Here is a 24,022-nt window from a genome sequence, read left to right as displayed (position 1 = left end):
GCGCTCGATGGGAGAATCATCCGGTGACCGAAGCGACGACCACATCCCTCCCCGACTCCCACCCCCTGGCATCAGGGCGGACGAGTGGTTCCCGCCTGGTGCGGGCCCTGCGGGGTGACCGTCCGGAGACGCTCCCGGTATGGTTCATGCGGCAGGCCGGACGGTCCCTGCCGGAGTACCGGGAGCTTCGGATCGGCACAGCCATGCTCGACGCGTGCCTCGACCCGGAGATGGCGTCGGAGATCACCCTGCAGCCGGTGCGCCGGCACGGGGTCGACGCGGGCATCTTCTTCAGCGACATCGTCGTGCCGATCAAGCTCGCCGGTGTGGACGTCGAGATCGTCCCCGGTCGTGGCCCGGTGCTCTCGTCGCCGATCCGCACCCCCGCCGACGTCGACGCCCTCGAGCAGCTCGACCCCGCGGCCCTCGCCCCGATCGAGCAGGCCGTCCGACGCACGGTCGACCAGCTCGGCGACACCCCGCTGATCGGCTTCGCGGGGGCGCCGTTCACCCTCGCCGCCTACCTGGTCGAGGGTGGCCCGTCCAAGGACCACATCCGCGCCCGCACGCTCATGCACGCCGACCCCGAGACCTGGTCGCGGCTGCTCGCCTGGGCCGCCGAGGTGTCCGGGATGTTCCTCCGGGCACAGGTGCTCGCCGGGGCCTCGGCCGCGCAGCTCTTCGACTCGTGGGTCGGGTCGCTGTCCCGCGCCGACTACGTCCGATCCGTCGCCCCGCACTCCGCCCAGGCGATGTCGCACGTCGCCGAGCTCGGGGTGCCGCGCATCCACTTCGGCGTCGGCAGCGGCGAGGTCCTGGCCGACATGACGACCTTCGGCACGGACACCGTGGGCGTCGACGCGGTCGGGGTCGACTGGCGCCTGCCGCTCGACCAGGCGGTCCAGCGCGTCGGCACCGGCGTCAGCGTGCAGGGCAACATCGACCCGGCGATGCTCTCGGCACCGTGGGATGTCCTCGAAGCGCACGTCCGCGACGTCGTCCGTCGGGGTGGTGCCGCACGGGCCCACGTCGTGAACCTCGGCCACGGTGTCCCGCCCGAGACCGACCCGGACGTCCTGACCCGCGTGGTCGAGCTGGTCCACTCGCTCGGCGACGGCCGCGCGGACGACGGTGCAGCGCAGGACGGAGCCGGCGCGTGACCGACGTCGTCGTGGTCGGCGGCGGGATCGCCGGGCTCGTCACCGCCCGTGACCTCGCCAAGGGCGGCGCCCACGTGGTGCTCGTCGAGTCCTCGGGTGAGCTCGGGGGCATGATCCGTCGGCACACCGTCGGCGGGATCGACCTCGACATGGCGGCGGACTCCTTCGCCACCCGCACGGACGCCGTCGGTCGCCTGGCGATCGAGCTCGGGCTCGGCAACGACGTCGTCGCCCCCGACCCCCGCGGCGCCTGGCTGATGACCCGCGACGGCCGGACCTCCCCGATCCCGGCGACCGGGCTCCTCGGCATCCCGAGCACCCCGATGGCCGCCGACGTGCTGGCCGTGGTCGGGCAGAAGGGTGGCCTGCGCGCCCAGATGGACTCGCTGCTGCCGGCACCGGTGGGCGCCAAGGCCTCCTCGCTCGGCGAACTCGTCCGCCGGCGCATGGGGGAGCGGGTGCTCGACGACCTCGTGGTACCGATCGCCGGTGGGGTGCACTCCACACACCCCGACCAGCTCGACCCCGACCGAGTGGCCCCGGGCCTGCGCGCCGCGCTGCTGCGCGAGGGCTCACTCGCCCGGGCCGTCCTGTCGCTGCGGGCACGCGCGGCCGCCGGCACCCCGGTGCAGGGGATCCGCGGGGGGACGGTGCGCCTGGTGGACGAGCTCGTCGCCGACATGGCGACCTACGGGGTCGACGTCCGGCTGCACACCCGGGCGACCCGCATCGAGGCGCACGCGGTCGAGATCGTCGGCGCCGACGGCACGACCGAACGGCTGCCGGCCCAGCACACCCTGTCCTCCGTCGCCGACCCGGAGCGCACCGCCGCGCCCGACCGGACGGGCATCCAGCTCGTCACGCTCGTCGTCGACCAGCCCGAGCTCGACGCCGCCCCGCGTGGCACCGGGATGCTCGTGCACCCGGACGCGCAGGCCGTGTCGGCGAAGGCCCTCACGCACGCGACGGTGAAGTGGCCGTGGCTGGCCGACGTGGCGGACGGACGCCACGTCCTGCGGCTCAGCTACGCGACCACCGCGACGGACCCTGCGGGCGTCGCCACGAGCCTCCCGGTCGACCCGACCGACCCCGTCGGCAGCCGTGCGCTGCAGGACGCGTCCACGCTGCTCGGTGTGCCGATCACGGCCGACCGCGTCAGCGGCGCCGCACGTGTCGGCTGGTACGGACCGGACCTCACCGCGGCCGGGCTGGCCGAGGGCGTCGTCGGGATCGGCGAGGCCTCGACCGGACGCGGCCTGGCGGGGATCATCGCCGCCGCTCGGAAGGCAGCCGACGAGATCCTCGCTTCCTGAGCGGACCGCGCAGCCCCTGAGGGCTACTGTTGGTGAGACCGCCGGACGTATTCCGTTCGGTGCATGACCACCGCACAACCAATGCACGGAGGAATCGCACATGCGCGGAAAGCTCCTGTTCGTCGCCGGCGCCGCACTCGGGTACGTCCTGGGATCGCGAGCCGGACGGGCGCGGTACGAGCAGATCAAGACCGTCAGCGGCAAGGTCTGGAACAGCAACGGCGTCCAGAAGGGCGTGCACGTCGCCGAGGACTTCATCGCCGACAAGACCCCGGACGTCGCCGAGTTCATCGGTGAGACGACCAAGAAGGCCGTCCGCAAGGTCGGCCAGAAGAAGGACACCACCACCTCATGACCGACACCCGCGATCGCAAGTCGCGTTCGCTGTTCGGCCTGGTCGGCGACGTCCCGAAGCTCGTCAAGGGCCTGGTCAAGGGCGAGATCGACCTGCTCAAGGCCGAGATGCTCGCGAAGGCGAAGATCTTCGGCCTCGCAGCCGGCCTGCTGGTCGGTGCGCTCGTCGTCGTGCTCTACGCGATCGGCGTCCTGCTGACCGCAGCCGTGATGGGCCTCGCGACCGTGATGCCGGCGTGGCTGGCCGCACTGGTGGTGGCCGTGGTGATGCTGATCATCGCCGCGATCCTCGGCCTGATCGGCTGGAAGCGCCTGAAGAAGGGCCTGCCGATCACGCCGAAGCGCACGATCGCCAGCGTCAAGGACGACATCAACGCGGTCAAGGGCCTTGGCAAGAAGCCGACCCCGCCGACGCAGTACGGCAGCCGCAAGCCGGACGTCGACGGCCGCTCCTGAGCGTCGACAGCCCCGACAGCCGCACCACCGACGGAGGAACCGTGACCGACCCGCACGACGATCTCGCTGCTCGCGTCGCCGCGACCCGCGCCCAGCTGTTCGACACCCTCGACGCGATCGAGGACAAGCTCAACGTCCCGAAGCAGATCGGGATCGCGGCGTCGAAGTTCAAGCGCGGCCTCGACGAGAAGCCGGTGCCCTACCTGGCCGGTCTCGCAGCCGGTGTAGCGGTGGTCGGGGGTATCGTCGTGATGGTGCTCCGACGGCGGTAGACCGCCCGAGCGCGGTCCACCGGATGCGGGGCGGCCAACACCCTGGCAACCGATAGGACAATGGATCCATGAGCTCCGACGCGCCCACGAACACCGGGCCCGTGCCCGCGCACGACCACCCCCACACGGAACCCGCCGAGACCGGTCAGCCGGACTCCGGGATCGACCCGAACCTGCTGACGGCCTACGCCCTCTGGGCAGTGTTCCGCCGGCCCCTCGGTCCGGTCCACCGCGTCGGCGACGACGCCGTGGCCGAACTCGACACCGTGATCGCCAGCGCCGCCGAGCGCGGGGTCACGATCCGTGGCTTCTACGACGTCTCGGCCTTCCGTGCCGACGCCGACGTCATGGTCTGGCTGCACGGCGACGACGCACAGGCCATCCAGGCCGTGCTGCGCGAGATCCGTCGCACCGGCCTGTTCCAGGACGCCGAGCCGGTCTGGCACGTCATGGCCATGCACCGCGAGGCCGAGTTCAACAAGCGGCACACCCCCGCGTTCCTGCGCGGCAAGGACCCCGAGGCGTGGATCACGGTGTACCCGTTCGTCCGCTCCTACGAGTGGTACCTGCTGCCGGAAGAGGAGCGCTCGAAGATGCTCCGCGACCACGGCATCGCCGGCGCGAAGTACCGCCGCGTGCTCACGAACACCATCGCGACCTTCGCCCTGAGCGACTACGAGTGGATCCTGCCGCTCGAGAGCCCGGACCTCGTCGACCTCGTCGACCTGATGCGCGATCTCCGCTACACCGAAGCGCGCATGCACGTGCGCGAAGAGGTCCCCTTCTTCACGGGTCGTCGCGTGACGACCGCCGAACTCCCGGAGGTGCTGTCATGACCGACACCAGCATGATCACGAACGGCCAGGTCCTCGCCGCCACCCCCGCGGCGGCGTCCGGTCCCGAGCACGTCGAGACCCCGACCGCGTACGACGCGATCCTGCTCGCCGGCTTCGGCGGCCCCGAGGGCCAGGACGACGTCATCCCCTTCCTGCGCAACGTCACCCGTGGCCGCGGGATCCCGGACGAGCGTCTCGAAGAAGTGGCGCACCACTACCGCCACTTCGGCGGCGTGAGCCCGATCAACGCGCAGAACCGTGCGCTCAAGGCAGCGCTCGAGGCCGAGCTGGCGTCGCGCGGCATCGACATGCCGGTCCTCTGGGGCAACCGCAACTGGGAGCCCTACCTGGAGCAGGCCTTCACCGAGGCGGCGGACAAGGGCTACACGAAGCTCGTCGCCATCGCCACGAGCGCGTACTCGTCGTTCTCGAGCTGCCGGCAGTACCGCGAGGACTACGCCCGCGTGCTGAACGAGACCGGTCTGATCGACACCATCCAGATCGACAAGGTCCGCCAGTTCTTCGACCACCCGGGCTTCGTCCGCCCGTTCATCGACGGCGTCCGCGACGGCATGGCCCGCGCGATCGCCGAGAACGAGGGCCTGGACGTCGCGACCGAGCTGCAGGTGCTCTTCTCGACGCACTCGATCCCCTCGACCGACGCCGCCCGCTCGGGCCCCGACTACCGCGGGTTCGACGAGCACGGCGCGTACGAGGCGCAGCACCTGGCCGTCGGCGAGGTCGTCCTCGACCAGGCCTGGGCCGAGCTCCTCGAGCAGCCCGAGCACGCCCACCTGCAGGGCACGTCGAAGCCCGCCTGGAAGCTCGTCTACCAGTCGCGCTCCGGCCCCCCGACGCAGCCGTGGCTCGAGCCCGACATCAACGACTACATGAACGAGGACCTCAAGGGCGGCCCGACGCGTGCCGTGCTGATCGTCCCGCTCGGCTTCGTCAGCGACCACATGGAGGTCATGTGGGACCTCGACGAGGAAGCCACCGAGACCGCCGGTGAGCTCGGCTTCTGGTCGCTCCGCACGCAGACCCCCGGCATCGACCCGGCCTACGTGTCCGGTCTCGTCGACCTGGTGCTCGAGCGGGTCAACGGCACGCCGAAGGCCGAGCGTCCGCACATGACCGACATCGGCCCCTGGTACGACGTGTGCCGTCCGGGCTGCTGCGAGAACGTGCGAGCGGGGTTCAAGCCCGCCGCCGCGGGCGTCGCTCCGTGACCGACACGACCGTGAACGACCCCAGCGCCACAGCGCCCGACGGCCCGGTCCCGATCCGGCTCGGCACCCGTGCCAGCCGGCTCGCGGTCGCGCAGTCGCAGGACGTCGCCGACCGCCTGGCGAAGGCGGCCGGTCGGCCCGTCGAACTCGTCACCGTCACGAGCGAGGGCGACACGAACCGTGCCTCCCTGGCGTCGCTCGGCGGCACCGGTGTCTTCGCCAGCGCCCTGCGTGAAGCCCTGGTCGCGGGCGAGGTCGACGTCCTCGTGCACTCGCTCAAGGACCTGCCGACTGCGCCGTACCCGGGCCTGACGATCGGTGCCGTGCCGAAGCGTGCGGACGCCCGTGACGTCCTCGTCGCCCGCAACGGTGCGACGGTCGACACCCTGCCCGAGGCGGCGAAGGTCGGCACTGGTTCGCCCCGCCGTGCCGCGCAGCTCCGTGCGGCACGACCGGATCTCGACGTCGTCGACATCCGCGGCAACATCGACACCCGCCTCGGCCGGGTGGACGACGACCTCGACGCCGTGGTGCTCGCCGCCGCGGGCCTCGGCCGCATCGACCGCCTGTCGGCCGCCACGGAACTGCTCGACCTCGGCTTCTGGCCGAGTGCTCCCGGACAGGGCGCGCTCGCGGTGGAGATCCGCTCGGACGAGACCGACCGTGGGCTGCTCGCCGCACTCCGCAAGATCGAGCACGCCCCCACCCGCCTGACGGTGACGGCCGAGCGCGAGGTCCTCGCCAAGCTCGAGGCCGGCTGCTCCGCCCCGATCGGTGCGACGGCCGTCGTGGACGCCGAGCTGCTGCTCGTGTCCGCGACCGTCTACCGCCCCGACGGCACCGAGTACCGCACCGCGTCGCACGCGGCCGTGCTCGACGGGTCGGCGCAGGAGCGTCTCGACGAGGCGCTCGCGGTCGGTGGCCGTGTGGCGACCGAGCTGCTCGAGAACGGCGCCGCTGACCTCGCCGACCTGGCGACCACCGTCGCCGAGGACACCACGGACGGGCCGTACACCGCGGGCCCCGGCCTCGCGACGCCGGCCGAGTAGGCGGTCACCACGGAATCCTCCACCACCGCGACGGACGAGGCACGACCCCCGGTCGTCCTCGTCCCGCGTGGCGGTGCGTGGGGGGACCGGGTCGCCGCCGAGGCCAGGGCCCGAGGGCTCGCGCCCGTCGTCGTCCCCCTCATCACGGACGCTCCGCCGTCCGACCCCTCCGCGCTCGACGCTGCGGTCTGCCGCCTGGTCACCTCCGGGGCGGCCGGGAGGAACGGATCACCCGGTCCTGTCGGTGACCGAACCCCTGTGGCTGGTTACGCATGGGTGGTGGTGACCAGTGCGACGGCCGTGACGGTCCTGTCGGAACGCGTGGCGGGCCTCCCGGCCGGGGTGCGCGTCGCCGCGGTCGGCGAGCCGACCGCCCGTGCCGCGCGCGCTGCGGGCTGGGTCGTCGACCTGGTGCCGGACGAGACGTCCGCGGCCGGCCTGGTGCAGGAGTTGCCGGACACCGACGGCACCGTGCTGTTCCCCCGCTCCGAGATCGCGGCACCCACGCTCGTCGACGGCCTCCGTGCCCGCGGCATCGACGTGGACGACGTCGTCGCGTACCGTACCGTGGGGACCGGCGACGAGCCGATCACCCTCGAGACGGCGCCCGCTGCGGTGCTCGTGACGAGCGGCAGCGTCGCCCGCGAGATCGCCCGCCGGATGACCCCGCTCGACTCCCGCACCATCGTGGCCTGCATCGGCCCCGGGACCGCGACCGACGCCCGTGCGGCCGGACTGCCCGTGCACGCCGTCGGACGCACCCGGTCCGCAGAAGCCCTGCTCGACGCCGTCGTCGAGGCACTGAACCCAACCACCCCCCACCAGGAAGGTCACCCGTGACTGGACGCTTCCCCCAGGTCCGCCCCCGTCGGCTCCGCGCCACCCCCGCGATGCGACGACTCGTGGCCGAGACCCGGCTCCACCCTGCCGAGCTCGTGCTGCCGATGTTCATCCGCGAAGGCGCGACCGACGCCGTGGACATCTCGAGCATGCCGGGCGTGCAGCAGCACTCCCTCGACTCGTTCCGCCGCGCGCTCGTCGACGCCGCGTCGGTCGGTGTGGGTGGCGTGAACCTGTTCGGCGTCCCGACCACGAAGGACGCTGAGGGCTCCGGCGCGACCGACCCGGACGGCATCCTCAACGTGGCGATCCGCGTCGCTCGCGAAGAGGTGGGGGATGCCCTCGTGGTGCAGTCCGACCTGTGCCTCGACGAGTTCACCGACCACGGACACTGCGGTGTGCTGGCCGCCGACGGCTCCGTCGACAACGACGCCACCCTGCTGCGCTACCGCGACATGGCGGTCGCCCAGGCCGAGGCCGGTGCCGAGCTGGTCTGCATGAGCGGCATGATGGACGGCCAGATCGCCGCCGCACGTGACGCCCTCGACGGCGCGGGACACAGCGGCACCGCGCTGCTCGCCTACGCCGCCAAGTACGCCTCGGCGTTCTACGGTCCCTTCCGTGAGGCCGTGTCGTCGTCGCTCGTCGGTGACCGCCGGACCTACCAGATCGACGCCGCGAACGGTCGACAGGGCCTCCGCGAGGTCGCGCTCGACGTCGACGAGGGCGCCGACATCGTGATGGTGAAGCCCGCGATGAGCTACCTCGACGTGCTCGCCGAGACCGCTGCGACCTCGCCGGTCCCGGTCTGGGCGTACCAGATCTCCGGCGAGTACGCGATGATCACCGCAGCAGCGCAGAACGGGTGGATCGACCGCGACGCCGCCGCGATGGAGTCGCTCGTCGGCATCAAGCGCGCCGGTGCCGACGCGATCCTGACCTACTTCGCCGTCGACATCGCGCGGAAGCTCAACGAGGAAGCGGGCCTCCGCACCTCGGGCAGCACCGCGGACGTCGCCGGCATCGCCTCGACCGGGAAGGCCCCCGAATGACCACGAACGACCAGCTCTTCGGCCGTGCCAAGAACGCGATCCCGGGTGGCGTGAACTCCCCGGTCCGCGCCTACGGCTCGGTCGGCGGCACCCCGCGGTTCCTGGTGTCCGCGAAGGGCGCCTACGTCACCGACGCCGAGGGCCGCGAGTACGTCGACCTCGTCGCGTCGTGGGGCCCCGCGATCCTCGGGCACGCCCACCCCGGCACGGTCGAGGCCGTGCAGCAGGCCGCCGCGCGCGGACTGTCGTTCGGGGCGTCGACCCCGGGGGAGACCGAGCTGGCCGAACTCGTGAAGCAGCGGGTGTCGGTGGACGGCGACGGCCCCATCGAGAAGCTCCGCATGGTGTCGACCGGCACCGAGGCCACGATGACCGCGATCCGGCTGGCCCGCGGCTACACCGGTCGCGACCTGCTCGTGAAGTTCGCCGGGCACTACCACGGGCACTCGGACTCCCTGCTGGCCGAGGCCGGCTCGGGCGTCGCGACCCTGGCCATGCCGGGCAGTGCGGGCATCACCGCCGAAACCGCCGCGCAGACCCTCGTGCTGCCGTACAACGACCTCGACGCCGTCCGCCGGGCCTTCGACGAGCACTCCGAGCGCATCGCCGCGGTCATCGTCGAGTCGGCCGCCGCGAACATGGGCGTCCTGGCACCGGAGCGCGGCTTCAACCGAGCACTGGCGCAGATCACCCGGTCGCACGGGGCGCTCCTCATCGTCGACGAGGTCCTGACCGGGTTCCGCGTCGGCGCTGCCGGCTGGTGGGGCCTTGAGGCGTCCAAGGTCGTGCCGGACGGCGCCGGGTGGAAGCCCGACCTCATCACGTTCGGCAAGGTCATCGGCGGTGGCATGCCCCTCGCCGCACTCGGCGGTCGGCGCGAGGTCATGGACTTCCTCGCCCCGCTCGGGCCGGTGTACCAGGCGGGCACCCTGTCGGGGAACCCGTTGGCCGTCGCCGCCGGCATCGCCACGCTGCGGGCCGCGACGCCGTCCGTGTACGAGTCGCTCAACCGCACGGCTGCGGTCATCTCCGCGGCCACGTCGGAGGCCCTGTCGGCCGAGGGCGTCGCCCACACCGTGCAGCGCGCCGGCAACCTGTTCTCGTTCGCGTTCACCGAGCAGGCACCGCGGAACTACGACGACGTGCGGGCGCAGGACGTGTTCCGCTACGCGCCGTTCTTCCACGCGATGCTCGACGCCGGGGTGACCCTGCCGCCGAGCGTCTTCGAGGCGTGGTTCGTCACGGCCGCGCACGACGACCGCGCAGTCGGACGGATCCTCGACGCCCTGCCCGCGGCCGCGAAGGCTGCTGCCGCCGCGACCGTGTGACGGGCGCGGAGGCTGCTGCCGCCGCGCCCGCGTGACGGGCGTCGGGGCTCAGGAGCAGTCGGCCTTCGTGAAGGTCGTGTCGACGGTCTTCGACGAGCCCTCGAACTTGTACGTGTACCGCATGTCGACGTCCTCGTCGAGGAGCTTCTTCGTCTCGCTGTTCGAGCAGAGGTTCGGCCCGACGGCGTCGCGGATGGCCCCCTCGGTGATCGAGGCCGGATCGACGTTCGACGACACCGTGTAGTCGTAGTGGATCGCGGCGCCCTCGGCCTCGATCCCGGTCCACGTCGTGACGGAGTCGACCTGCTTGGGCAGGTCGCTCTGCTCGCGGATCTGCTCGACGGCCTTCGAGACCTTCTCTTCGGTGGAGTCGCTGAAGGCTGCGTTGAGGCCCTGGCGGACGAGGAACGCCACCACCACGGCCACGACGACGCCGAGCACCGAGATCAGGACGCGCTTGCCGCGGGAGGACGACGACTTGGGCGGGGGTGCGTAGGGAGCGGCTCCGGCGGGAGCGGCCTGGGCGTACGGCTGGCCTGCGGGCTGCTGCGGCTGCTGCGCGTAGGGCTGGCCGACGGGCTGCTGCTGCGCGTACGGCTGGCCTGCGGGCTGCTGCTGGGGCTGGCCTGCGGGCTGCTGCGGGTACTGCTGGCCGTTCGGCTGGCCGGCGTTCGGCTGCCCGTCGTTCGGCTGCGGCTCGGACCCCGGGTAGGGCGGCGGCGTGTTCGTCATGGTTCCCCCTGGTGACGGTCCGCGGCGTGACACCGTGGTGCGGTGCCGGGTCCCTCCCCGACACGGGCCGCGGACACTGAACGGCCATTCAAGCACGCGTCAGGCGGATCGGCGTGCCGCCCAGCGCCCCTCTGCTCGCAGGATCGCGAGCGGGAAGTCGAACGCGTGCGACACCGCCGACGACGTGATGACCTCGTCCGAGGTGCCCTGGGCCACGACGGCACCGTCGCGGAGCAGCATCGCGTGCGACGTCGAGGCCGGCAGGTCCTCCAGGTGGTGGGTCACCATGACGCTGCCCAGCTCGGGGTGCCGGTGCCGCAGCGCGTCGACGGTCTCGAGCAGGTGCTCCCGTGCGGCGACGTCGAGGCCGGTCGCCGGCTCGTCGAGCAGCAGCAGCTGGGGTTCGGACATCAGGGCCCGGGCGATGAGGGCGCGGCCCCGCTCACCTTGCGAGAGCACCGGCCAGCGGGCGTCCCGTCGTGCCGAGAGCCCGACGTCGGCGATGTGCTGCTCGGCCAGCGCGACCTGCTCGGCCGAGGGCTCCCACCGCATCATGAGGTCCGTCGTGCCGGTCAGTCCGGTGAGCACCGTCTCGAGCACCGTGAGCGGCGAGAGCATCCGGTGCCGGGGGTCGACGTGGCCGATGTGCTCCCGGAGTTCGCGGACGTCGACGCGTCCGAGCCGGCGGCCGAGGACCTCGACCGTGCCGGCGGTGGGGTGCCCGGTCGCGCCGAGGACGGCCAGCAGCGTGGACTTGCCGGCACCGTTCGGTCCGAGCAGCGCCCAGTGCTCGCCGCGGCGGACGGTCAGGTCGACGTCGTGCAGCAGGTCGCGGCCGGAGCGCGTGACGCGGACCCCGGTGGCGTGGATCAGGACGTCGTCGCGCGGGTCGGTCATGACCCCATCGTGCCCCACCGGGCCGTGACGTCGTCCACGTGCGCCCGTGTGACGTCGACGAAGAGCTCGGCTGCCGTCCGTGCGGCCACCGGTTCGCCGCTGCCCGCAGCTGCGTCGAGGGCGGACCAGAGCGCTCCGGCGTCCCACTGCCGGAACGCGGGGGCCTCGGGCAGCGCGTAGACGAGCCGGCCGATCGCGAGGCGAAGGGCGCTTCGTTCCCACCGGTTGCCCGAGTGCTCGGCGAAGAACCGGCTCACGGCGAAGGCGCTGTCCGTGTAGCGGTGGTCACGGACCTCGCCGTCGGTGCGGGCACGCTCGACGAGGTCGTGGAACTCCTCGAGCGCGTCACCGTCGAGCGCCGGGAGCAGACGACGAGCAGCTGCCGTGAACAGTCCCCCGAGCAACTCCATCGCGTCCCGCCAGGCGGTGAGCGACGGCTGGGCGATCCGCACCAGCCCGTGGTCGTCCTCGACCAGGGCGAGGTCGGCGAGGCTCCTCAAGGCGTCCGTGACCTCGGGCGGCGGCGAGCCGGTCCGCGCGACCATGCTCGGGAACGCGTGCGTCGAGCCGACGGGGAGCGCACCGGTGCGGATGTCCCGCAGGAGTGACCGCTCGGTCGCCGACCGACGGTGCCCGAGGGCTGACACGGCGAGGCCGGAGGACCGCGGGATCCCGGCGTTGCGGCGTTGCACCTCGAAGAGTGCGGACAGCTCGTCGACGGCCGTGTCCACGGCGTCTGGCCCGCGGTCTTCGGCGACACGTTCGACCGCGGCCAGCCAGGCGTCGACCTGCGGGACGGTCCAGGGTTGGTTCGGGAACCTCGCCCACCGGAGCCGTTCGAACGCCTGGACGCCCAACGATCGGACGAGGCCGTTCGGGCAGTGCTCGAACCAGAACTGGGCCGTGGTCGCGAACGCCGCGCGGTACTCGGGCTGCCGGAGCGCCGCGAGCGACCGTGTGCTGGCGACGGCGGCGTCCAGACGCTGCACGAGGTCGTCCGACAGCACCGGCAGCGTCGCCCGCATCGCCGGACCCATCAGGGCGACCCAGAGGTCGTAGCCGTCCGAGATGTCCTGGTCGGAGAGCCCGTCGTACTCCCAGGACCCGTCGCTCCCGAGCGTGAACAGCCCGAGGTCCTGCAGGCGGGCTGCCGCGGCGCGCAGCCGTGCTCGGGGTACCCCCTGTGTGGCGGCGAGGTGGTCGACGTCGACGACGACGGCGTCCCCTGGACCGGATCGGACGTGGGCGAGCAGGGCGGCGTAGGCGTCGTCGTTCACCGACGCCCACGGGTCACCCCACTCGCCGGCGACCACGGGTCAGCCGCGGTCGGCGCGGACCGCCTCGATGTGCTGTTCGAAGTTGCGGGTGAGGGCGCGGCCGGCCTCGGCAGCGCCTTCGCCGTCGCGCTCGGTGAGTGCTTCGCGCAGGATCGAGAAGAACGCTTCGGACCCGTACTGCTCGAACGCCGGCGTGGGGTTGAGCGTGAAGCGGACCCGCTCCATGGCACCGACCGCGGCGTTCTGCACCAGGGGGTTGCCGGAGTGCTCGACCGCGAACTCGATGATCTCGTTGAGGGCGCCGCTGAAGCCGTAGTCCCGCACCTTGCGCATGCGGTCGGCCTTGTCGAGCAGAACGGTGAGGGCTTCGACGTCCTCGTCGCTGTACTCGGGGACGCCCCAGCGCAGGCTGAGCTCGAAGAACCCGGCGGTCGCGCGGGTCGCGGTGACCCAGTCCTCGAAGGTCGGGGTGGCGACGCGGGTGTACCGGTTCGCCTCCATCTCGACCAGGCCGATGTCGACGAGCTTCGCGATCGCCTCGCGGATCGGGGTGCGACTCACACCCAGCCACTGGACCAGCTCGTCGTCGTTCAGGCGCTCGCCGTGCTGCAGTGTGCCGTCGCGGAGGGCCGCGAGCATCTTGTCGTACACGACGTCGCGCAGGAGCTTCCGGGGAGAGCTCTCCACGGTGGACTTGGGGACCGGCATGTCATCTCCTCGAGGACGAAATCGACACTCGAAATCCTAGCGTGCCAATATGCAAACGTTTGCTAAAAGAATCGCCCGGAAAGCACACCGGATCAGCCCGTGACGGCGACGACCGTTCGTCCGTGCACCCGTCCCGCGACGACCTCGGCCCCCACCGCGATGGCCTGCTCTGGCGTCACCGTGCGGGTGACGTCGGCCAGGAGCGCCGCGTCGAGGTCGGTCGCCAGGCGGTCCCACGCCCGACGACGGAGCTCGAGCGGGGCGTCGACGGAGTTGATCCCGAGCAGCGACACCGACCGCAGGATGAACGGCAGCACGGTCGTCGGCAGTGCGGAGTCCTGCGCCAGCCCGCACGCCGTCACGGCACCACCCCACCGGGTCGATGCCAGCACGTTCGCCAGCGTGGCCCCGCCGACGCTGTCCACCGCTCCGGCCCAGGCAGCACGCTGCATCGGCTTGCCCGGCTCGGACAGGGTGCCGCGGTCGACCACCTCGGTGGCCCCGAGCCGGCGGAGCGAGTCCGTGTTGGCCGCACGACCGGTCGACGCCGTGACCCGGTACCCGCGGGCCGCGAGGAGTGCGATCGCCACGGTGCCGACCCCGCCGGATGCCCCGGTCACGAGCACCGGCCCGTCGTCCGGCGCGACGAAGCGTTCCAACGCCAGCACACTGAGCATCGCCGTGAACCCCGCGGTGCCGATGGCCGCCGCGAACGAGTCGTCGATCGCCTCGGGCAGCACGACGAGCGACCCGGACGGCACCACGGCCTGCGTTGCCCAGCCCCCGTGCCGGGTCTCACCCAGGCCGGCGCCGTTCAGCACCACCCGGTCACCGATCGCGACCTCGTGCACGCCCGGTCCGAGCCCCGACACCGTGCCGACGACGTCGATCCCCGGCACGAGCGGGTCGAGCCGGGCGACGCCGGGGTTCCGCGCGAGGGCCAGGCCGTCCTTGTAGTTGACGCTCGAGTACGTGACGTCGACGAGGGCCTCGCCCTCGGCCGGATCCGGCAGGTCGACGTCGGTGACGGTGGGCGGGGCTGCACTGGACACGAGGACGGCGCGGGTCATGCGCCGGACGCTACCCCGAGCCTCCCGGCCTTCGGTCCGTTCTTTCCCAGAACGCGCGCGATGCCTGGTGATTCGGGCGTACCGGGGCGGAACAACCGACCAGGTACGCCCGATTCGACCAGGTACGCCCGATCTGACCGGGCGCAGACTCGGCGGGCTCGTCGGCGTGCCCGTTCTTTCCCAGAACGCGCGCGATGCCTGGTGGATTCGGGCGTACCGGGGCAGAAGAACCGACCAGGTACGCCCGATCCGACCAGGTACGCCCGAAACAGCCGCCCCAGCCCGCCCCAACCCCCTCAGCCCCACTCAGCCGAACATGATGGCGGCCTCGTCGAACCGCGCCTGCGGCACGGTCTTGAGCTCCCCGAGCGCCTCCTCGAACGAGACGTGCTCGATCTCGGTGCCCCGGAGCGCCACCATCCGGCCCCAGCGCTCCTCGACGACCGAGTCGATTGCCGCCAGCCCGAGCCGGGTCGAGAGCACCCGGTCGTACGCGGTCGGCGTGCCGCCGCGCTGGATGTGCCCCAGGGTCGTTGCCCGCGTCTCGATGCCCGTCATCTCCTCGATGAGCGGCGCGAGGCGCTCGCCGATGCCACCCAGCCGCGGCCGCCCGAAGGCGTCGAGCCCGCGCTCCGTGTGCGCCGTGTCCTCGTGGTCGGGGACGAAGCCCTCGGCCACCACCACGAGCGGAGCGCGACCGCGGTCGTAGGCGGCCCGCACCCACTTCGCGATCTGTTCCATGCTCGTCTTCTGCTCCGGGATGAGGATCGCGTGCGCGCCCGCGGCCATGCCGGAGTGCAGCGCGATCCAGCCCACGTGCCGGCCCATCACCTCGGCGACCATGCAGCGCGAGTGCGACTCGCCGGTGGTGCGCAGGCGGTCCATCGCCTCGGTCGCGATGGCGACGGCGGTGTCGAAGCCGAACGTGTAGTCGGTCGCGCCCAGGTCGTTGTCGACCGTCTTCGGCACGCCCACGATCTTCAGGCCGGCGTCGGTCAGGCGCTTCGCGGCGGCCAGGGTGCCCTCGCCGCCGATCGCGACGATGGCGTCGATGCCGTGCCGCTGCAGGGTCGCGGAGATGTTCTCGACCCCGCCGTTGGGGCCTTCGAACGGGTTCGTGCGGCTGGTGCCGAGGATCGTGCCGCCCTGCTTCGCGATGCCCTGGATGTCCTTGCGGCCGAGCGGGACGATGTCGCCGTCGACCACCCCGCGCCACCCGTCGCGGAAGCCGACGAAGTCGTGTCCGTAGATGGCGATGCCCTTCAGGACGATCGCGCGGATGACCGCGTTCAGGCCGGGGCAGTCGCCTCCGGAGGTGAGGATGCCGATGCGCATGGGAACTCCGTCGTCGGGTGGTGGGGATCAGTGCCCATCATGACTGACGGTGGTTCCGCATTACCATCCCCGTGTGTCCCTGCTCGCTTCCGCCGTCGACGCCGCTGATGCGTCCGGTAACGCGTCTCGCGTCGACACGGTGTACCGGCCTGGAGGCGCGGTGGACGTCGCGTCGACCCTGCGGCCCCTGCAGCGCGGCTCCGGCGACCCGGCCTTCCAGGTGGTCGGCGGCGTCGTGTGGCTCGCGCTGCGCACGCCCTCCGGCCCCGCTTCCGTGGCGATCCGGCGGGCCGGCGACACCATCGCGGTGTCGGCGTGGGGCAGCGGAGCCTCGTGGGCGGTTTCCCACGCTCCGGAGATGCTCGGTCGCGGCGACGACTGGGACGGGTTCGACGTCACGCGCCACGAGTTCCTCGCCGCTGCCCGCCACAAGCAGCCCGGGCTCCGGCTGCTCCGCACGAACACCGTGGTCGCGATGCTCGTGCCGGCGATCATGGAGCAGAAGGTGACCTCGCGGCAGGCGTGGGGCGCGTGGCGGTACCTGCTCCGTCGGCACGGCACCCCGGCACCCGGCCCGGCACCGGCGGGCATGATGGTGCCTCCGGACGCTCCGACGTGGGCGCGGATCCCGAGCTGGGAGTGGCACCGCGCCGGCATCGAACCGGGGCGCTCGGCCACCGTGATGCGCGCCGTGAAGCTCGCGCCGGCACTCGAACGGACCCTGGCGCACGGGCGCGGTGGCGAGGTCGTCTCCACGAAGCTGCAGTCGATCCCCGGGGTCGGCCGGTGGACCGCCGCCGAGACCGCCCAGCGCTCCCACGGCGACCCGGACTCGCCGAGCGTGGGGGACTTCCACGTGCCGGCGCTCGTCGGGTGGGCGCTCACCGGTGCCCCGGTCGACGACGACGGGATGCTCGAGCTGCTCGAGCCCTGGCGCGGGCACCGGGAGCGGGTCGTGCGGTTGATCGGTGGCTCCGGGTTCCGGAAGCCCGCGTTCGGGCCGCGGATCACGATCCAGGACCACCGCGGCCACTGAGCGCGTCTGTCGGGCGGGTGTGTGGGTCCGCAAAACACCGGTGTTCGCGCATTGCACACCGGCACGTGGGTGTTCGGAGTGCGAACACCGGTGTCTCGCGGGGCGTCAGGGGTGGCGTGTGCCCGCGCCCGCCAGCACGGCGCGGTACCCCTCGCGGAACGTCGGGTACTGGGGTGCCCATCCCGTCGACCGGAGGAGCGCGTTCGACAGGCGCTTGTCGCCGCCGGCCTGCCGCGCGTCACCGTCACCCGTCGACGGCTCGGCGACGTGGAGTTCGTCGGCCAGGAACCGCAGCACGTCGTCCAGCCGGCTCGGCTCGTCGTCCGTCCCCAGGTAGAGCGGTGCCGGGTCCGGCAGGGCCGCCAGGTGCACGAGCGCGGCGGCGGCGTCGTCGCGGTGGATGCGGTTGGTGTGCGGTGAGGTCCCCGGTGCCAGCCGTGCGGCACCGGACCGGACCTGGTCGATGAGTCGCTCGCGGCCGGGGCCGTAGACGCCGGACAGCCGGACCAGCACGGCGCCGGGAGCGCGCTCGCGCAGCAGGACCTCGGCCTCGACCAGGACCTCGGAGGTCGGGGTCGCACCACGGGCGGGGGTGTCCTCGGTGACCTCGCTGCCGTCCGAGACGTCGTACACGGCGGTCGAGGACACGACGAGCACCCGCGGGTCGGCCTCCGAGGCGTCGATGCCGTCGAGCACGTTGCGCAGGCCGTCGACGTAGGTGGCGCGGTACTCGTCGACGTCGCGGCTGCCGGCCGCGAAGGCCACGACGACGACGCTCGTGTCGGCGGGGATCTCGGGGACCTCGTGGCGCAGGTCGACGCTCCGGCCGGTGATCGGCGCGGGGACCAGCTCGGCACGGCGGCGGAGTCCGATCACGCGGTGGCCCTGGTCGGCGAAGCGCAGGCCGGCTTCGGTCCCGAGGTCGCCGCATCCGGCGATGACGACTGTCGTGGAGTTCTGCACGGCTCGACCCTGGCACGGCCGGTTGGTGGAAGGCGGGGAAGCGCGCACATCACGGATCACTAGGGTCGGCGCATGGGGCGGCAGCGGCGACGGGTGGTGCGTGACGTGGCGATCGCCCTGCCCCCGGTCGTCGAGATCGTGCTCGTCGTCGCCGGCTCGATCGTCTCCGTCGGAGCCGAGGGGGAGAGCGCGGAGTCGTGGGCGCCGTTGTCGTGGCCGCTGTACGCCGTCCTCGTGACGTTCCCGTTCGCGGTCGGCGCGCTCGTCGCGGCGGTGCGGCTCCGCGGACTCGAGGCCAGGACGCCGGCGATCTGCTTCGCTGCCCTGTCGGTGGCCGTGGGTGCCATCCCCTTCGTCGGGATGCTGAGCGTCTTCGTACAGTTCTGGAGCGTCTCGTCTAGATGAGAACGGTTATCGTCTAGACGACCGTCATCCGACACTGCACCCCAGGAGCCCCATGTCCGCTCGACCTCCACGTCTCCTCCCCGCCCTCGTCCTCGCGGGGCTCGTCCCCCTCGTCGCCACCGCGATCGCCGTCCCCGCCTCGGCCGCACCCGCCGTGACACGGACCGCCCACCACAGCTGGCTCGTGACGGCTGACCCGACGGCGAAGCGCGTGTACGTCAACGACGCCGTGACCGGTCGGCGGACCGCCACCCTGAGCGGGATCGAGTTCGGCACCCACGCGGGCTCCGTGCAGCTCGGCCACGGGCAGATCGCGTTCATGGACGAGTCGAAGCCGCAGCTCGACGTCCTCGCCATCGGCCCCCGCGGCACGGCGCGCATCGCGCAGCACTACGCGATCCCCAACGCCGACGAGCGCTGGGAGCGTGCCGGCTGGCTGTCGACCGACACCGCGCGCCGGCACCTGGCGGTCGGCTCCGACTTCGACGGCTCCGAGCGCCAGCGGGTCACCGTCATCGACCTGCGGCGGAAGACGGAGCGCACCGCACGGATCGACACCTCGGCGGTGCAGCTCGCCACGACGGGCAAGCGCGGCACCGAAGAGGTCGAGACGTTCCTGGTCGGCAGCCCCCTGCGCCTGGTCGTCACCGCGGGCGGACGCCTCGACGCCTACTCCGTGTCCGCGATCATGCGCGGGGCGACGCACCCGCGTCCCGTCGCGACCACGCCCCTCGGCGCGTACCCGCACGGCCCGATCGTCAACGCCACCGGGACGGTGATCGGCTCCGACCTCGCCGCCGGCGTGCAGACCGTGCGGGTGACGCGGACCGGCTTCACGGGCTCCCGGTCCGTCGCCTACCCGAAGCCGAGCGTGCAGAGCTACCGCCCTCGCATGGCGCCGGACGGGACGACCGTGGTCGGCACCCAGGCCGGGACCACGGCCGCGGGCACCCCGTGGAATGCCGTCCCCGCGTACCTGACCACCTCGTCCACGGCGTCCAGCGGGATCAGCAGCGTCGAGCTCGGCACCGGGTCCTTCACCCGGGTCGCCGTCACCGCCCGGTTCGCCGCCGTCGCGCTGACGTCGGGCACCGGGGACTCGCTCGTCCTGGTGCGGAAGCAGGCCGACGGTGTCTACTCCGGCCCGACGACCTCGGTCGCGCTCACGCCGCTGCGCAAGGGGCCCGTCGCCGGACAGCCGGCCACCGGGGCGTCGGTGCGGTTCACCGCGGCGACCGACGACGGCCACAGTGTGTTCGTGACGCGGGGCGACGAGGGGAAGATCACCCAGATCGACACCACCGGTGCGAAGCCCTCCGTGCTCCGCACCATCACGCTGCCCACGGCGCTCGCCGGGGGTGGGTACCTGACGACGGTCGACTCGACGGTGGCCCCGTACGACCTCAGCGGTCGCTGACCGTTCGGTCGATCGACAACCAGCCGCCGACCGCCCCTCGGGGTGGTCGGCGGCTAGGGTCCTGGTGTGATCGTCTGGTTGAACGGAACCCACGGGGCGGGCAAGACCACGACGAGCCGACTGCTCCAGCCGCTGCTGCCCGGCTCGCGGATCCTCGATGCCGAGAAGGTCGGCGAGGTGTTGATGGACGTCACGCCGGGGCTGCCGGAGAGCGACAACTTCCAGCACTGGGACCCGTGGCGGCCGCTCGTGGTCGAGACCGCTCGCCGGGTGCACGACTACGTGGGCGGGCCGCTCATCATGCCGATGACGGTCCTGGTCGAGGCGTACTGGCGTGAGATCGCCGCGGGGCTCGCCTCTCACGGGATCCCGGTCCGGCACTTCGTGCTGCACGTCGACGAGTCGACGCTCCGCGACCGGATCCAGAACGACCCGATCGTGGGGCCGTCCACGTTCCGGTTCGCGTACGTCGACGCCTACGCAGAGGCGGCTCGCGGCTGGCTGCATGCCGAGGCAGAGGTCATCGACGCGACCGAGGTCCCCGCCACCGAGGTCGCCCGGGCCGTCGCGGACGCGGTGACGTCAGCGAGCTGACAGCACGGCTCTGTCCGCCGCACGCAGCCCCCGGGTTCGCCACCGCCGGGATCATGCCGGAGACTGGTGCGGGTCGCTCACGAAGCCGCCCGCCCCACCACCAGCAAGGAAGGCTCCGAATGCCCGAGCTCCCCGTCGTGTTCGAAGTCGGCTCAATGATCGCCCTGGTCGCGATCCTGCTCGCCGACCTGCTCATCGTCGCGCGCCGCCCGCACGTGCCGACGCTGCGCGAATCCGGCATCTGGGTGGGCATCTACGTCGGGCTGGCACTGATCTTCGCGGTGCTCATGCTGGTCTTCGCCGGTGGCGACTCCGCGGGTCAGTTCCTGGCGGGCTGGCTGACCGAGTACAGCCTGAGCATCGACAACCTGTTCGTGTTCGTCATCATCATGGCGCGCTTCTCGGTGCCGAAGAAGATCCAGCAGGAGGTGCTGCTGCTGGGCATCATCATCGCGCTCGTGCTCCGCGGCATCTTCATCCTGGTCGGCGCGCAGCTCATCGAGAACTTCTCGTGGATCTTCTACATCTTCGGCGCCTGGCTGATCTGGACGGCGATCCAGCAGCTCCGCGGCGAGGACGAGGACGACCAGAAGGACACCTTCATCGTCCGGCTGCTCCGCCGCCGGGTCCGTCTCACCGACACGTACGACGGCATGAAGTTCCGCACCCACCACGACGGTGTCCGGCACTTCACGCCGCTGCTCATCGTGCTCATCGCGATCGGCACCACCGACCTGCTGTTCGCGCTCGACTCGATCCCGGCGATCTTCGGCATCACCGAGAGCCCCTTCATCGTGTTCACCGCGAACGTCTTCGCGCTGATGGGTCTGCGCCAGCTCTACTTCCTGTTGGGCGGCCTGCTCGAGCGTCTGGTCTACCTGAAGTACGGCATCGCCGTGATCCTGGCGTTCATCGGCGTGAAGCTCGTCCTGCACGCGCTGCACGACAACGAGCTGCCGTTCCTGAACGGCGGCCACCACATCGAGTGGGCGCCGGAGATCAACACGTGGGTGTCCCTGCTGGTGATCGTCGCCGCGATGGCCGTGTCGACCCTGGCGAGCCTCGTGCGGATGCGCGGGGAGACCCCCGCCGACGCCGTGACCGCGGACGACACAGCGGCGGACGACGACCGATCCGACGACGACCGATCCGACCAGGACCGCGCCGACCAGGACCGCGCCCGGACCTCCGACTGAAACCCGTTTGAACGATCCGCCCGGCTGCCTCGTCGTCTGGGTATGGCACTCCGCAAACGCACCAAGGTCATCATCGGGATCTCCGCCGGCGTCGTCGTCGTGGCGGCAGCAGCCGTCATCGCCGGCCCGGTCATCTACGCGAACACCGTCAACGGCCAGGCCGCCGCCGCACCCTCGCTGTCGGCGTCCTCGTCCAGCACCCTCGACGCGAAGGACGCCGACGGCACCTGGACGAGCACGAGCAGCTCGTACGCCGGGTACCGGGTGCACGAGGTCCTGCAGGGGAATGATGTGAACGTGGTCGGTCGCACGAAGGACGTCAAGGGAACCGCCGTCGTCGACGGCGGGTCCCTCACCAAGGCGTCCGTCACCGTGCAGGTCGGCAAGATCAGCACCCCCGAAGCCGCCCGCGACGAGTACTTCCGTTCCACCGCGCTGCAGACCGACAAGTACCCCACGGCGACGTTCGAGCTGACGAAGCCCGTCGACGTCACGAAGGCGCTCGACGGTTCCACGCAGGACGTCACCCTGACCGGCACGATGGACCTGCACGGCGTCGAGAAGCCGGTCACGGCCGACGCCCAGGTCGCGGTCGGCAAGGGCGGGACCGTCCAGGTCGCCGGCACCGTGCCGATCACCTTCGCCGACTACGGCGTGAAGGCCCCGTCGCTCGGCTTCGTCACCGTGGACGGGAAGGGCTCCGTCGAGTTCTCCCTCGACCTCGGGAAGTGACCGTGACGAGTCGTTCCGCGGACGAGCTGCTCGCGACGCTGTACCGCGAGCACGGTGACGCGCTCACGCGGTACGTCCGGCACCTCACGCGGGACGGCTCGACGGTCGAGGACGTCGTGCAGGAGACGATGGTCCGCGCCTGGCAGCGCCCGGCCGTGCTCGAACGGGCACCCGACAGCGCACGGGCGTGGCTCTTCACGGTGGCGCGCAACCTGGTGGTCGACGACGCACGGTCGGCCCGCAACCGCCGTGAGCACGGCACCGAGCACCAGGTCGAACGGATCGAGTCGGACAGCACGGACGCCGTGCTGGACCGGATCGTGGTCGCCGACGCACTCGCGTCGCTGAGCCCGGACCACCGTCGCGTGGTGGTGGACGCGTACTGGCTCGGGCACACGGTGCCGGAGATCGCACGACGACACGACATCCCGGAGGGCACCGCCAAGTCGCGGCTGCACTACGGGCTGCGAGCCCTGCGGCTCGCACTGCAGGAACGAGGAGTGACCCGATGAGCGACGACAAGTACGCGGAGTGGGATGCGGCGTACGTCCTGGGGTCGCTCCCGGCCAGTGAGCGGCTGGAGTACGAACGGCACCTCGAGAACTGCGACCGCTGTGCGGCCGCCGTCGCAGAGCTGGTCGGTCTGCCGGGGCTGCTCGGCAAGCTGCCCGCCGACCAGGCGATCGAGATCGCAGAACCGGACGGGAGGCCCGACACCCGTTCCGAGAGCGACCTCGCCTCCGTCGCGCACCGCGTCCGACACCGTCGCCGCCGTCGCCGGGTCTGGGTCGCCGCCACCGCGGGGCTCGCGGTGGTCGCCGCCGTCCTGGGCGGGCTCGCGGTCGGCGCCGCGGGGGAGCGCACCACGGTGCAGGCCGGTGCCGCTCCGACCGCAGCCGCCACCGCCGACCGCTACGACATGACCGGCGTGCAGGGACTCGACGTCCAGCTCGCCATCAGCGGCGAGCAGTGGGGCACCCGCTTCGACTGGGGGTGCTCGTACGGCGGCAAGGAGTGGTCGCCGGACGGCTCGATCCTCTACGACCTGGTGGTCGTCCGGACCGACGGCTCGACGCAGACCGTGGGCTCGTGGACGGCTGCCGGTGCCGATGCGCGCGGACTGTCGGCGTCGACGGACATCCCGCGGGACGAGATCGAGAGCGTGCAGGTCCGGCTGCGCGGTGAGCGCGGCGCGCTCGCCGTCGTCACGCTCTAGCCGACGTCGGCCTCGTCCGAGGCGTCGTCGGGGCCGATGGCGTCCTGGACCCGCGCACTGACGGACCGCAGCGTCTCGGCGTCGGTCCCCACGGGCCTCCAGAACAGGTCCTCGAGCGCACCGGTGTGCGCGCGGATGCCGGCGAGCACCGCGCGACGGCCGTCCGCGGTCATCACCACCCAGCTGCCGCGGGCGTCGCTCGGGCAGTCCGCCCGCTCGACCAGGCCGCGGGAGACCATCCGCGTGACCTGGTGGCTGACGCGCGACTTCTCCCAGCCGATCCCCGCGGCGATGTCCCGGACGCGCAGACGGTGGTCGGGGTCGCGGTGCAGGCCGATCAGGATCTCGAACTCGGGGACGGAGATGCCGGCACCCGCCTGGACGGCGCGGTCGAGCGCCCGGTCGAGTCGTCGCCAGGCGTCGTGGTACGCGTCCCAGGTGGCCCAGTCGTGGCCACCGTTGCCCTCCGTCGACATGCCGACCAGCGTATCCACCGGGCGGACGATCGGACCGCGCCGCGAGCCCTTTCATCCGCTCGGATGACTCCTGGCCGAC

General features: G+C 72.0%; 27 protein-coding genes. 19 read left to right on the top strand and 8 right to left on the bottom strand.

Annotated elements, in window-relative coordinates; genetic code table 11:
- Positions 1 to 23: 23 nt before the first annotated feature.
- The 11 genes from hemE (at position 24) to hemL (ending at position 9,889) form a co-directional block, all read left to right on the top strand.
- On the top strand, positions 24 to 1,160 hold the full coding sequence (gene hemE / locus DEJ02_RS06885; RefSeq protein WP_111032446.1) for a uroporphyrinogen decarboxylase: 1,137 nt from the start codon (positions 24 to 26) through the stop codon (positions 1,158 to 1,160).
- Positions 1,157 to 2,473: an NAD(P)/FAD-dependent oxidoreductase gene (locus tag DEJ02_RS06880; RefSeq protein WP_111032445.1), complete on the top strand. Its 1,317-nt coding sequence runs from the start codon at positions 1,157 to 1,159 to the stop codon at positions 2,471 to 2,473. The genes hemE and DEJ02_RS06880 overlap by 4 nt, the downstream gene beginning before the upstream one ends.
- 100 nt (positions 2,474 to 2,573) lie before the next feature.
- Entirely contained in the window at positions 2,574 to 2,828 is a 255-nt protein-coding gene (locus DEJ02_RS06875) for a hypothetical protein (RefSeq protein WP_017887727.1), read from the top strand.
- Positions 2,825 to 3,283, top strand: a complete 459-nt coding sequence (locus DEJ02_RS06870; protein ID WP_071404474.1) for a phage holin family protein — start codon at positions 2,825 to 2,827, stop codon at positions 3,281 to 3,283. Before DEJ02_RS06875 ends, DEJ02_RS06870 begins: the two co-directional genes overlap by 4 nt.
- A 41-nt stretch (positions 3,284 to 3,324) precedes the next feature.
- Complete coding sequence (locus tag DEJ02_RS06865; protein WP_027467026.1) at positions 3,325 to 3,555, top strand: DUF3618 domain-containing protein; 231 nt, start codon at positions 3,325 to 3,327, stop codon at positions 3,553 to 3,555.
- Between the two features lie 68 nt (positions 3,556 to 3,623).
- A complete protein-coding gene (gene hemQ / locus DEJ02_RS06860) occupies positions 3,624 to 4,391 on the top strand; it encodes a hydrogen peroxide-dependent heme synthase (RefSeq protein WP_175330816.1) in 768 nt (255 codons plus the stop codon).
- Positions 4,388 to 5,620, top strand: coding sequence for a ferrochelatase (locus DEJ02_RS06855; RefSeq protein ID WP_110863600.1), 1,233 nt, complete (start codon positions 4,388 to 4,390; stop codon positions 5,618 to 5,620). Before hemQ ends, DEJ02_RS06855 begins: the two co-directional genes overlap by 4 nt.
- Entirely contained in the window at positions 5,617 to 6,669 is a 1,053-nt protein-coding gene (gene hemC / locus DEJ02_RS06850) for a hydroxymethylbilane synthase (protein WP_258378678.1), read from the top strand. Before DEJ02_RS06855 ends, hemC begins: the two co-directional genes overlap by 4 nt.
- Before the next feature lie 258 nt (positions 6,670 to 6,927).
- Positions 6,928 to 7,509 (top strand): uroporphyrinogen-III synthase, encoded by a 582-nt coding sequence (locus DEJ02_RS06845; RefSeq protein ID WP_258378677.1) that lies wholly within the window; start codon positions 6,928 to 6,930, stop codon positions 7,507 to 7,509.
- Positions 7,506 to 8,561, top strand: coding sequence for a porphobilinogen synthase (gene hemB / locus DEJ02_RS06840; RefSeq protein WP_258374827.1), 1,056 nt, complete (start codon positions 7,506 to 7,508; stop codon positions 8,559 to 8,561). The genes DEJ02_RS06845 and hemB overlap by 4 nt, the downstream gene beginning before the upstream one ends.
- Positions 8,558 to 9,889 (top strand): glutamate-1-semialdehyde 2,1-aminomutase, encoded by a 1,332-nt coding sequence (hemL, locus tag DEJ02_RS06835; RefSeq protein ID WP_111032442.1) that lies wholly within the window; start codon positions 8,558 to 8,560, stop codon positions 9,887 to 9,889. Before hemB ends, hemL begins: the two co-directional genes overlap by 4 nt.
- A 48-nt stretch (positions 9,890 to 9,937) precedes the next feature.
- On the opposite strand, the gene DEJ02_RS06830 is transcribed toward hemL, so the two are convergent.
- The 6 genes from DEJ02_RS06830 to DEJ02_RS06805 all read right to left on the bottom strand — a co-directional run bounded on the left by DEJ02_RS06830 (position 9,938) and on the right by DEJ02_RS06805 (position 15,908).
- Complete coding sequence (locus tag DEJ02_RS06830) at positions 9,938 to 10,621, bottom strand: hypothetical protein (RefSeq protein ID WP_111032441.1); 684 nt, start codon at positions 10,619 to 10,621, stop codon at positions 9,938 to 9,940.
- 99 nt (positions 10,622 to 10,720) lie between these two features.
- Entirely contained in the window at positions 10,721 to 11,518 is a 798-nt protein-coding gene (locus DEJ02_RS06825) for an ABC transporter ATP-binding protein (protein WP_111032440.1), read from the bottom strand.
- The gene (locus DEJ02_RS06820; protein WP_111032439.1) at positions 11,515 to 12,831 is read right to left on the bottom strand and encodes a hypothetical protein; all 1,317 of its coding nucleotides are present in this window, start codon (positions 12,829 to 12,831) and stop codon (positions 11,515 to 11,517) included. The genes DEJ02_RS06825 and DEJ02_RS06820 overlap by 4 nt, the downstream gene beginning before the upstream one ends.
- Before the next feature lie 3 nt (positions 12,832 to 12,834).
- Positions 12,835 to 13,503 carry a GntR family transcriptional regulator gene (locus tag DEJ02_RS18430; RefSeq protein ID WP_111028750.1) on the bottom strand — a complete coding sequence of 223 codons (669 nt, stop codon included), beginning with the start codon at positions 13,501 to 13,503 and terminating at the stop codon, positions 12,835 to 12,837.
- A gap of 92 nt (positions 13,504 to 13,595) precedes the next feature.
- Positions 13,596 to 14,573: an MDR family oxidoreductase gene (locus tag DEJ02_RS06810; protein WP_111032438.1), complete on the bottom strand. Its 978-nt coding sequence runs from the start codon at positions 14,571 to 14,573 to the stop codon at positions 13,596 to 13,598.
- A gap of 306 nt (positions 14,574 to 14,879) precedes the next feature.
- Positions 14,880 to 15,908 carry a 6-phosphofructokinase gene (locus DEJ02_RS06805; protein ID WP_027467034.1) on the bottom strand — a complete coding sequence of 343 codons (1,029 nt, stop codon included), beginning with the start codon at positions 15,906 to 15,908 and terminating at the stop codon, positions 14,880 to 14,882.
- A 73-nt stretch (positions 15,909 to 15,981) separates the two neighbouring features.
- Between DEJ02_RS06805 and DEJ02_RS06800 the strand changes: the two genes are divergently transcribed.
- Positions 15,982 to 16,944 carry a DNA-3-methyladenine glycosylase gene (locus tag DEJ02_RS06800; protein ID WP_111032437.1) on the top strand — a complete coding sequence of 321 codons (963 nt, stop codon included), beginning with the start codon at positions 15,982 to 15,984 and terminating at the stop codon, positions 16,942 to 16,944.
- Positions 16,945 to 17,049: 105 nt separating this feature from the next.
- Here DEJ02_RS06800 and DEJ02_RS06795 read toward each other — a convergent pair whose 3' ends face one another.
- Positions 17,050 to 17,907 carry an NAD-dependent epimerase/dehydratase family protein gene (locus DEJ02_RS06795; RefSeq protein WP_111032436.1) on the bottom strand — a complete coding sequence of 286 codons (858 nt, stop codon included), beginning with the start codon at positions 17,905 to 17,907 and terminating at the stop codon, positions 17,050 to 17,052.
- A 72-nt stretch (positions 17,908 to 17,979) separates the two neighbouring features.
- On the opposite strand from DEJ02_RS06795, the gene DEJ02_RS06790 reads away from it, so the two are divergent.
- From DEJ02_RS06790 to DEJ02_RS06760, 7 genes are all read left to right on the top strand, one after another.
- Positions 17,980 to 18,312, top strand: a complete 333-nt coding sequence (locus DEJ02_RS06790) for a hypothetical protein (protein ID WP_111028745.1) — start codon at positions 17,980 to 17,982, stop codon at positions 18,310 to 18,312.
- Between the two features lie 52 nt (positions 18,313 to 18,364).
- A complete protein-coding gene (locus DEJ02_RS06785; RefSeq protein WP_111032435.1) occupies positions 18,365 to 19,729 on the top strand; it encodes a hypothetical protein in 1,365 nt (454 codons plus the stop codon).
- 66 nt (positions 19,730 to 19,795) lie between these two features.
- Positions 19,796 to 20,323 (top strand): AAA family ATPase, encoded by a 528-nt coding sequence (locus tag DEJ02_RS06780; RefSeq protein WP_111032434.1) that lies wholly within the window; start codon positions 19,796 to 19,798, stop codon positions 20,321 to 20,323.
- A 119-nt stretch (positions 20,324 to 20,442) separates the two neighbouring features.
- Positions 20,443 to 21,519, top strand: coding sequence for a TerC family protein (locus DEJ02_RS06775; RefSeq protein WP_111032433.1), 1,077 nt, complete (start codon positions 20,443 to 20,445; stop codon positions 21,517 to 21,519).
- Between the two features lie 42 nt (positions 21,520 to 21,561).
- Positions 21,562 to 22,251: a YceI family protein gene (locus tag DEJ02_RS06770; protein WP_111032432.1), complete on the top strand. Its 690-nt coding sequence runs from the start codon at positions 21,562 to 21,564 to the stop codon at positions 22,249 to 22,251.
- A complete protein-coding gene (locus DEJ02_RS06765; RefSeq protein WP_071404491.1) occupies positions 22,248 to 22,763 on the top strand; it encodes a sigma-70 family RNA polymerase sigma factor in 516 nt (171 codons plus the stop codon). Before DEJ02_RS06770 ends, DEJ02_RS06765 begins: the two co-directional genes overlap by 4 nt.
- Positions 22,760 to 23,467 carry a zf-HC2 domain-containing protein gene (locus DEJ02_RS06760; protein ID WP_111032431.1) on the top strand — a complete coding sequence of 236 codons (708 nt, stop codon included), beginning with the start codon at positions 22,760 to 22,762 and terminating at the stop codon, positions 23,465 to 23,467. Before DEJ02_RS06765 ends, DEJ02_RS06760 begins: the two co-directional genes overlap by 4 nt.
- Here the strand turns inward: DEJ02_RS06760 and DEJ02_RS06755 are convergent.
- Entirely contained in the window at positions 23,464 to 23,943 is a 480-nt protein-coding gene (locus tag DEJ02_RS06755; RefSeq protein WP_071404493.1) for a MarR family winged helix-turn-helix transcriptional regulator, read from the bottom strand. The two genes, DEJ02_RS06760 and DEJ02_RS06755, sit on opposite strands and share 4 nt — an antisense overlap.
- Between the last annotated feature and the right edge of the window lie 79 nt (positions 23,944 to 24,022).

The sequence above is a fragment of the Curtobacterium sp. MCLR17_042 genome (assembly GCF_003234695.1).
GTDB lineage: Bacteria > Actinomycetota > Actinomycetes > Actinomycetales > Microbacteriaceae > Curtobacterium > Curtobacterium flaccumfaciens.
The sequence above is the reverse complement of the archived record's forward strand: the minus strand, read 5'-3'. Positions and strand labels throughout refer to the sequence as shown.

Excerpts from the sequence above, each read along its gene's own strand:
- DEJ02_RS06875 (WP_017887727.1), top strand. The coding sequence starts at position 2,574 with ATGCGCGGAAAGCTCCTGTTCGTCGCCGGCGCCGCACTCGGGTACGTC.
- DEJ02_RS06870 (WP_071404474.1), top strand. The coding sequence starts at position 2,825 with ATGACCGACACCCGCGATCGCAAGTCGCGTTCGCTGTTCGGCCTGGTC.
- hemQ (WP_175330816.1), top strand. The coding sequence starts at position 3,624 with ATGAGCTCCGACGCGCCCACGAACACCGGGCCCGTGCCCGCGCACGAC.
- DEJ02_RS06855 (WP_110863600.1), top strand. The coding sequence starts at position 4,388 with ATGACCGACACCAGCATGATCACGAACGGCCAGGTCCTCGCCGCCACC.
- hemL (WP_111032442.1), top strand. The coding sequence starts at position 8,558 with ATGACCACGAACGACCAGCTCTTCGGCCGTGCCAAGAACGCGATCCCG.
- DEJ02_RS06830 (WP_111032441.1), bottom strand. The coding sequence starts at position 10,621 with ATGACGAACACGCCGCCGCCCTACCCGGGGTCCGAGCCGCAGCCGAAC.
- DEJ02_RS06825 (WP_111032440.1), bottom strand. The coding sequence starts at position 11,518 with ATGACCGACCCGCGCGACGACGTCCTGATCCACGCCACCGGGGTCCGC.
- DEJ02_RS18430 (WP_111028750.1), bottom strand. The coding sequence starts at position 13,503 with ATGCCGGTCCCCAAGTCCACCGTGGAGAGCTCTCCCCGGAAGCTCCTG.
- DEJ02_RS06810 (WP_111032438.1), bottom strand. The coding sequence starts at position 14,573 with ATGACCCGCGCCGTCCTCGTGTCCAGTGCAGCCCCGCCCACCGTCACC.
- DEJ02_RS06805 (WP_027467034.1), bottom strand. The coding sequence starts at position 15,908 with ATGCGCATCGGCATCCTCACCTCCGGAGGCGACTGCCCCGGCCTGAAC.
- DEJ02_RS06790 (WP_111028745.1), top strand. The coding sequence starts at position 17,980 with ATGGGGCGGCAGCGGCGACGGGTGGTGCGTGACGTGGCGATCGCCCTG.
- DEJ02_RS06785 (WP_111032435.1), top strand. The coding sequence starts at position 18,365 with ATGTCCGCTCGACCTCCACGTCTCCTCCCCGCCCTCGTCCTCGCGGGG.
- DEJ02_RS06775 (WP_111032433.1), top strand. The coding sequence starts at position 20,443 with ATGCCCGAGCTCCCCGTCGTGTTCGAAGTCGGCTCAATGATCGCCCTG.
- DEJ02_RS06770 (WP_111032432.1), top strand. The coding sequence starts at position 21,562 with ATGGCACTCCGCAAACGCACCAAGGTCATCATCGGGATCTCCGCCGGC.
- DEJ02_RS06760 (WP_111032431.1), top strand. The coding sequence starts at position 22,760 with ATGAGCGACGACAAGTACGCGGAGTGGGATGCGGCGTACGTCCTGGGG.
- DEJ02_RS06755 (WP_071404493.1), bottom strand. The coding sequence starts at position 23,943 with ATGTCGACGGAGGGCAACGGTGGCCACGACTGGGCCACCTGGGACGCG.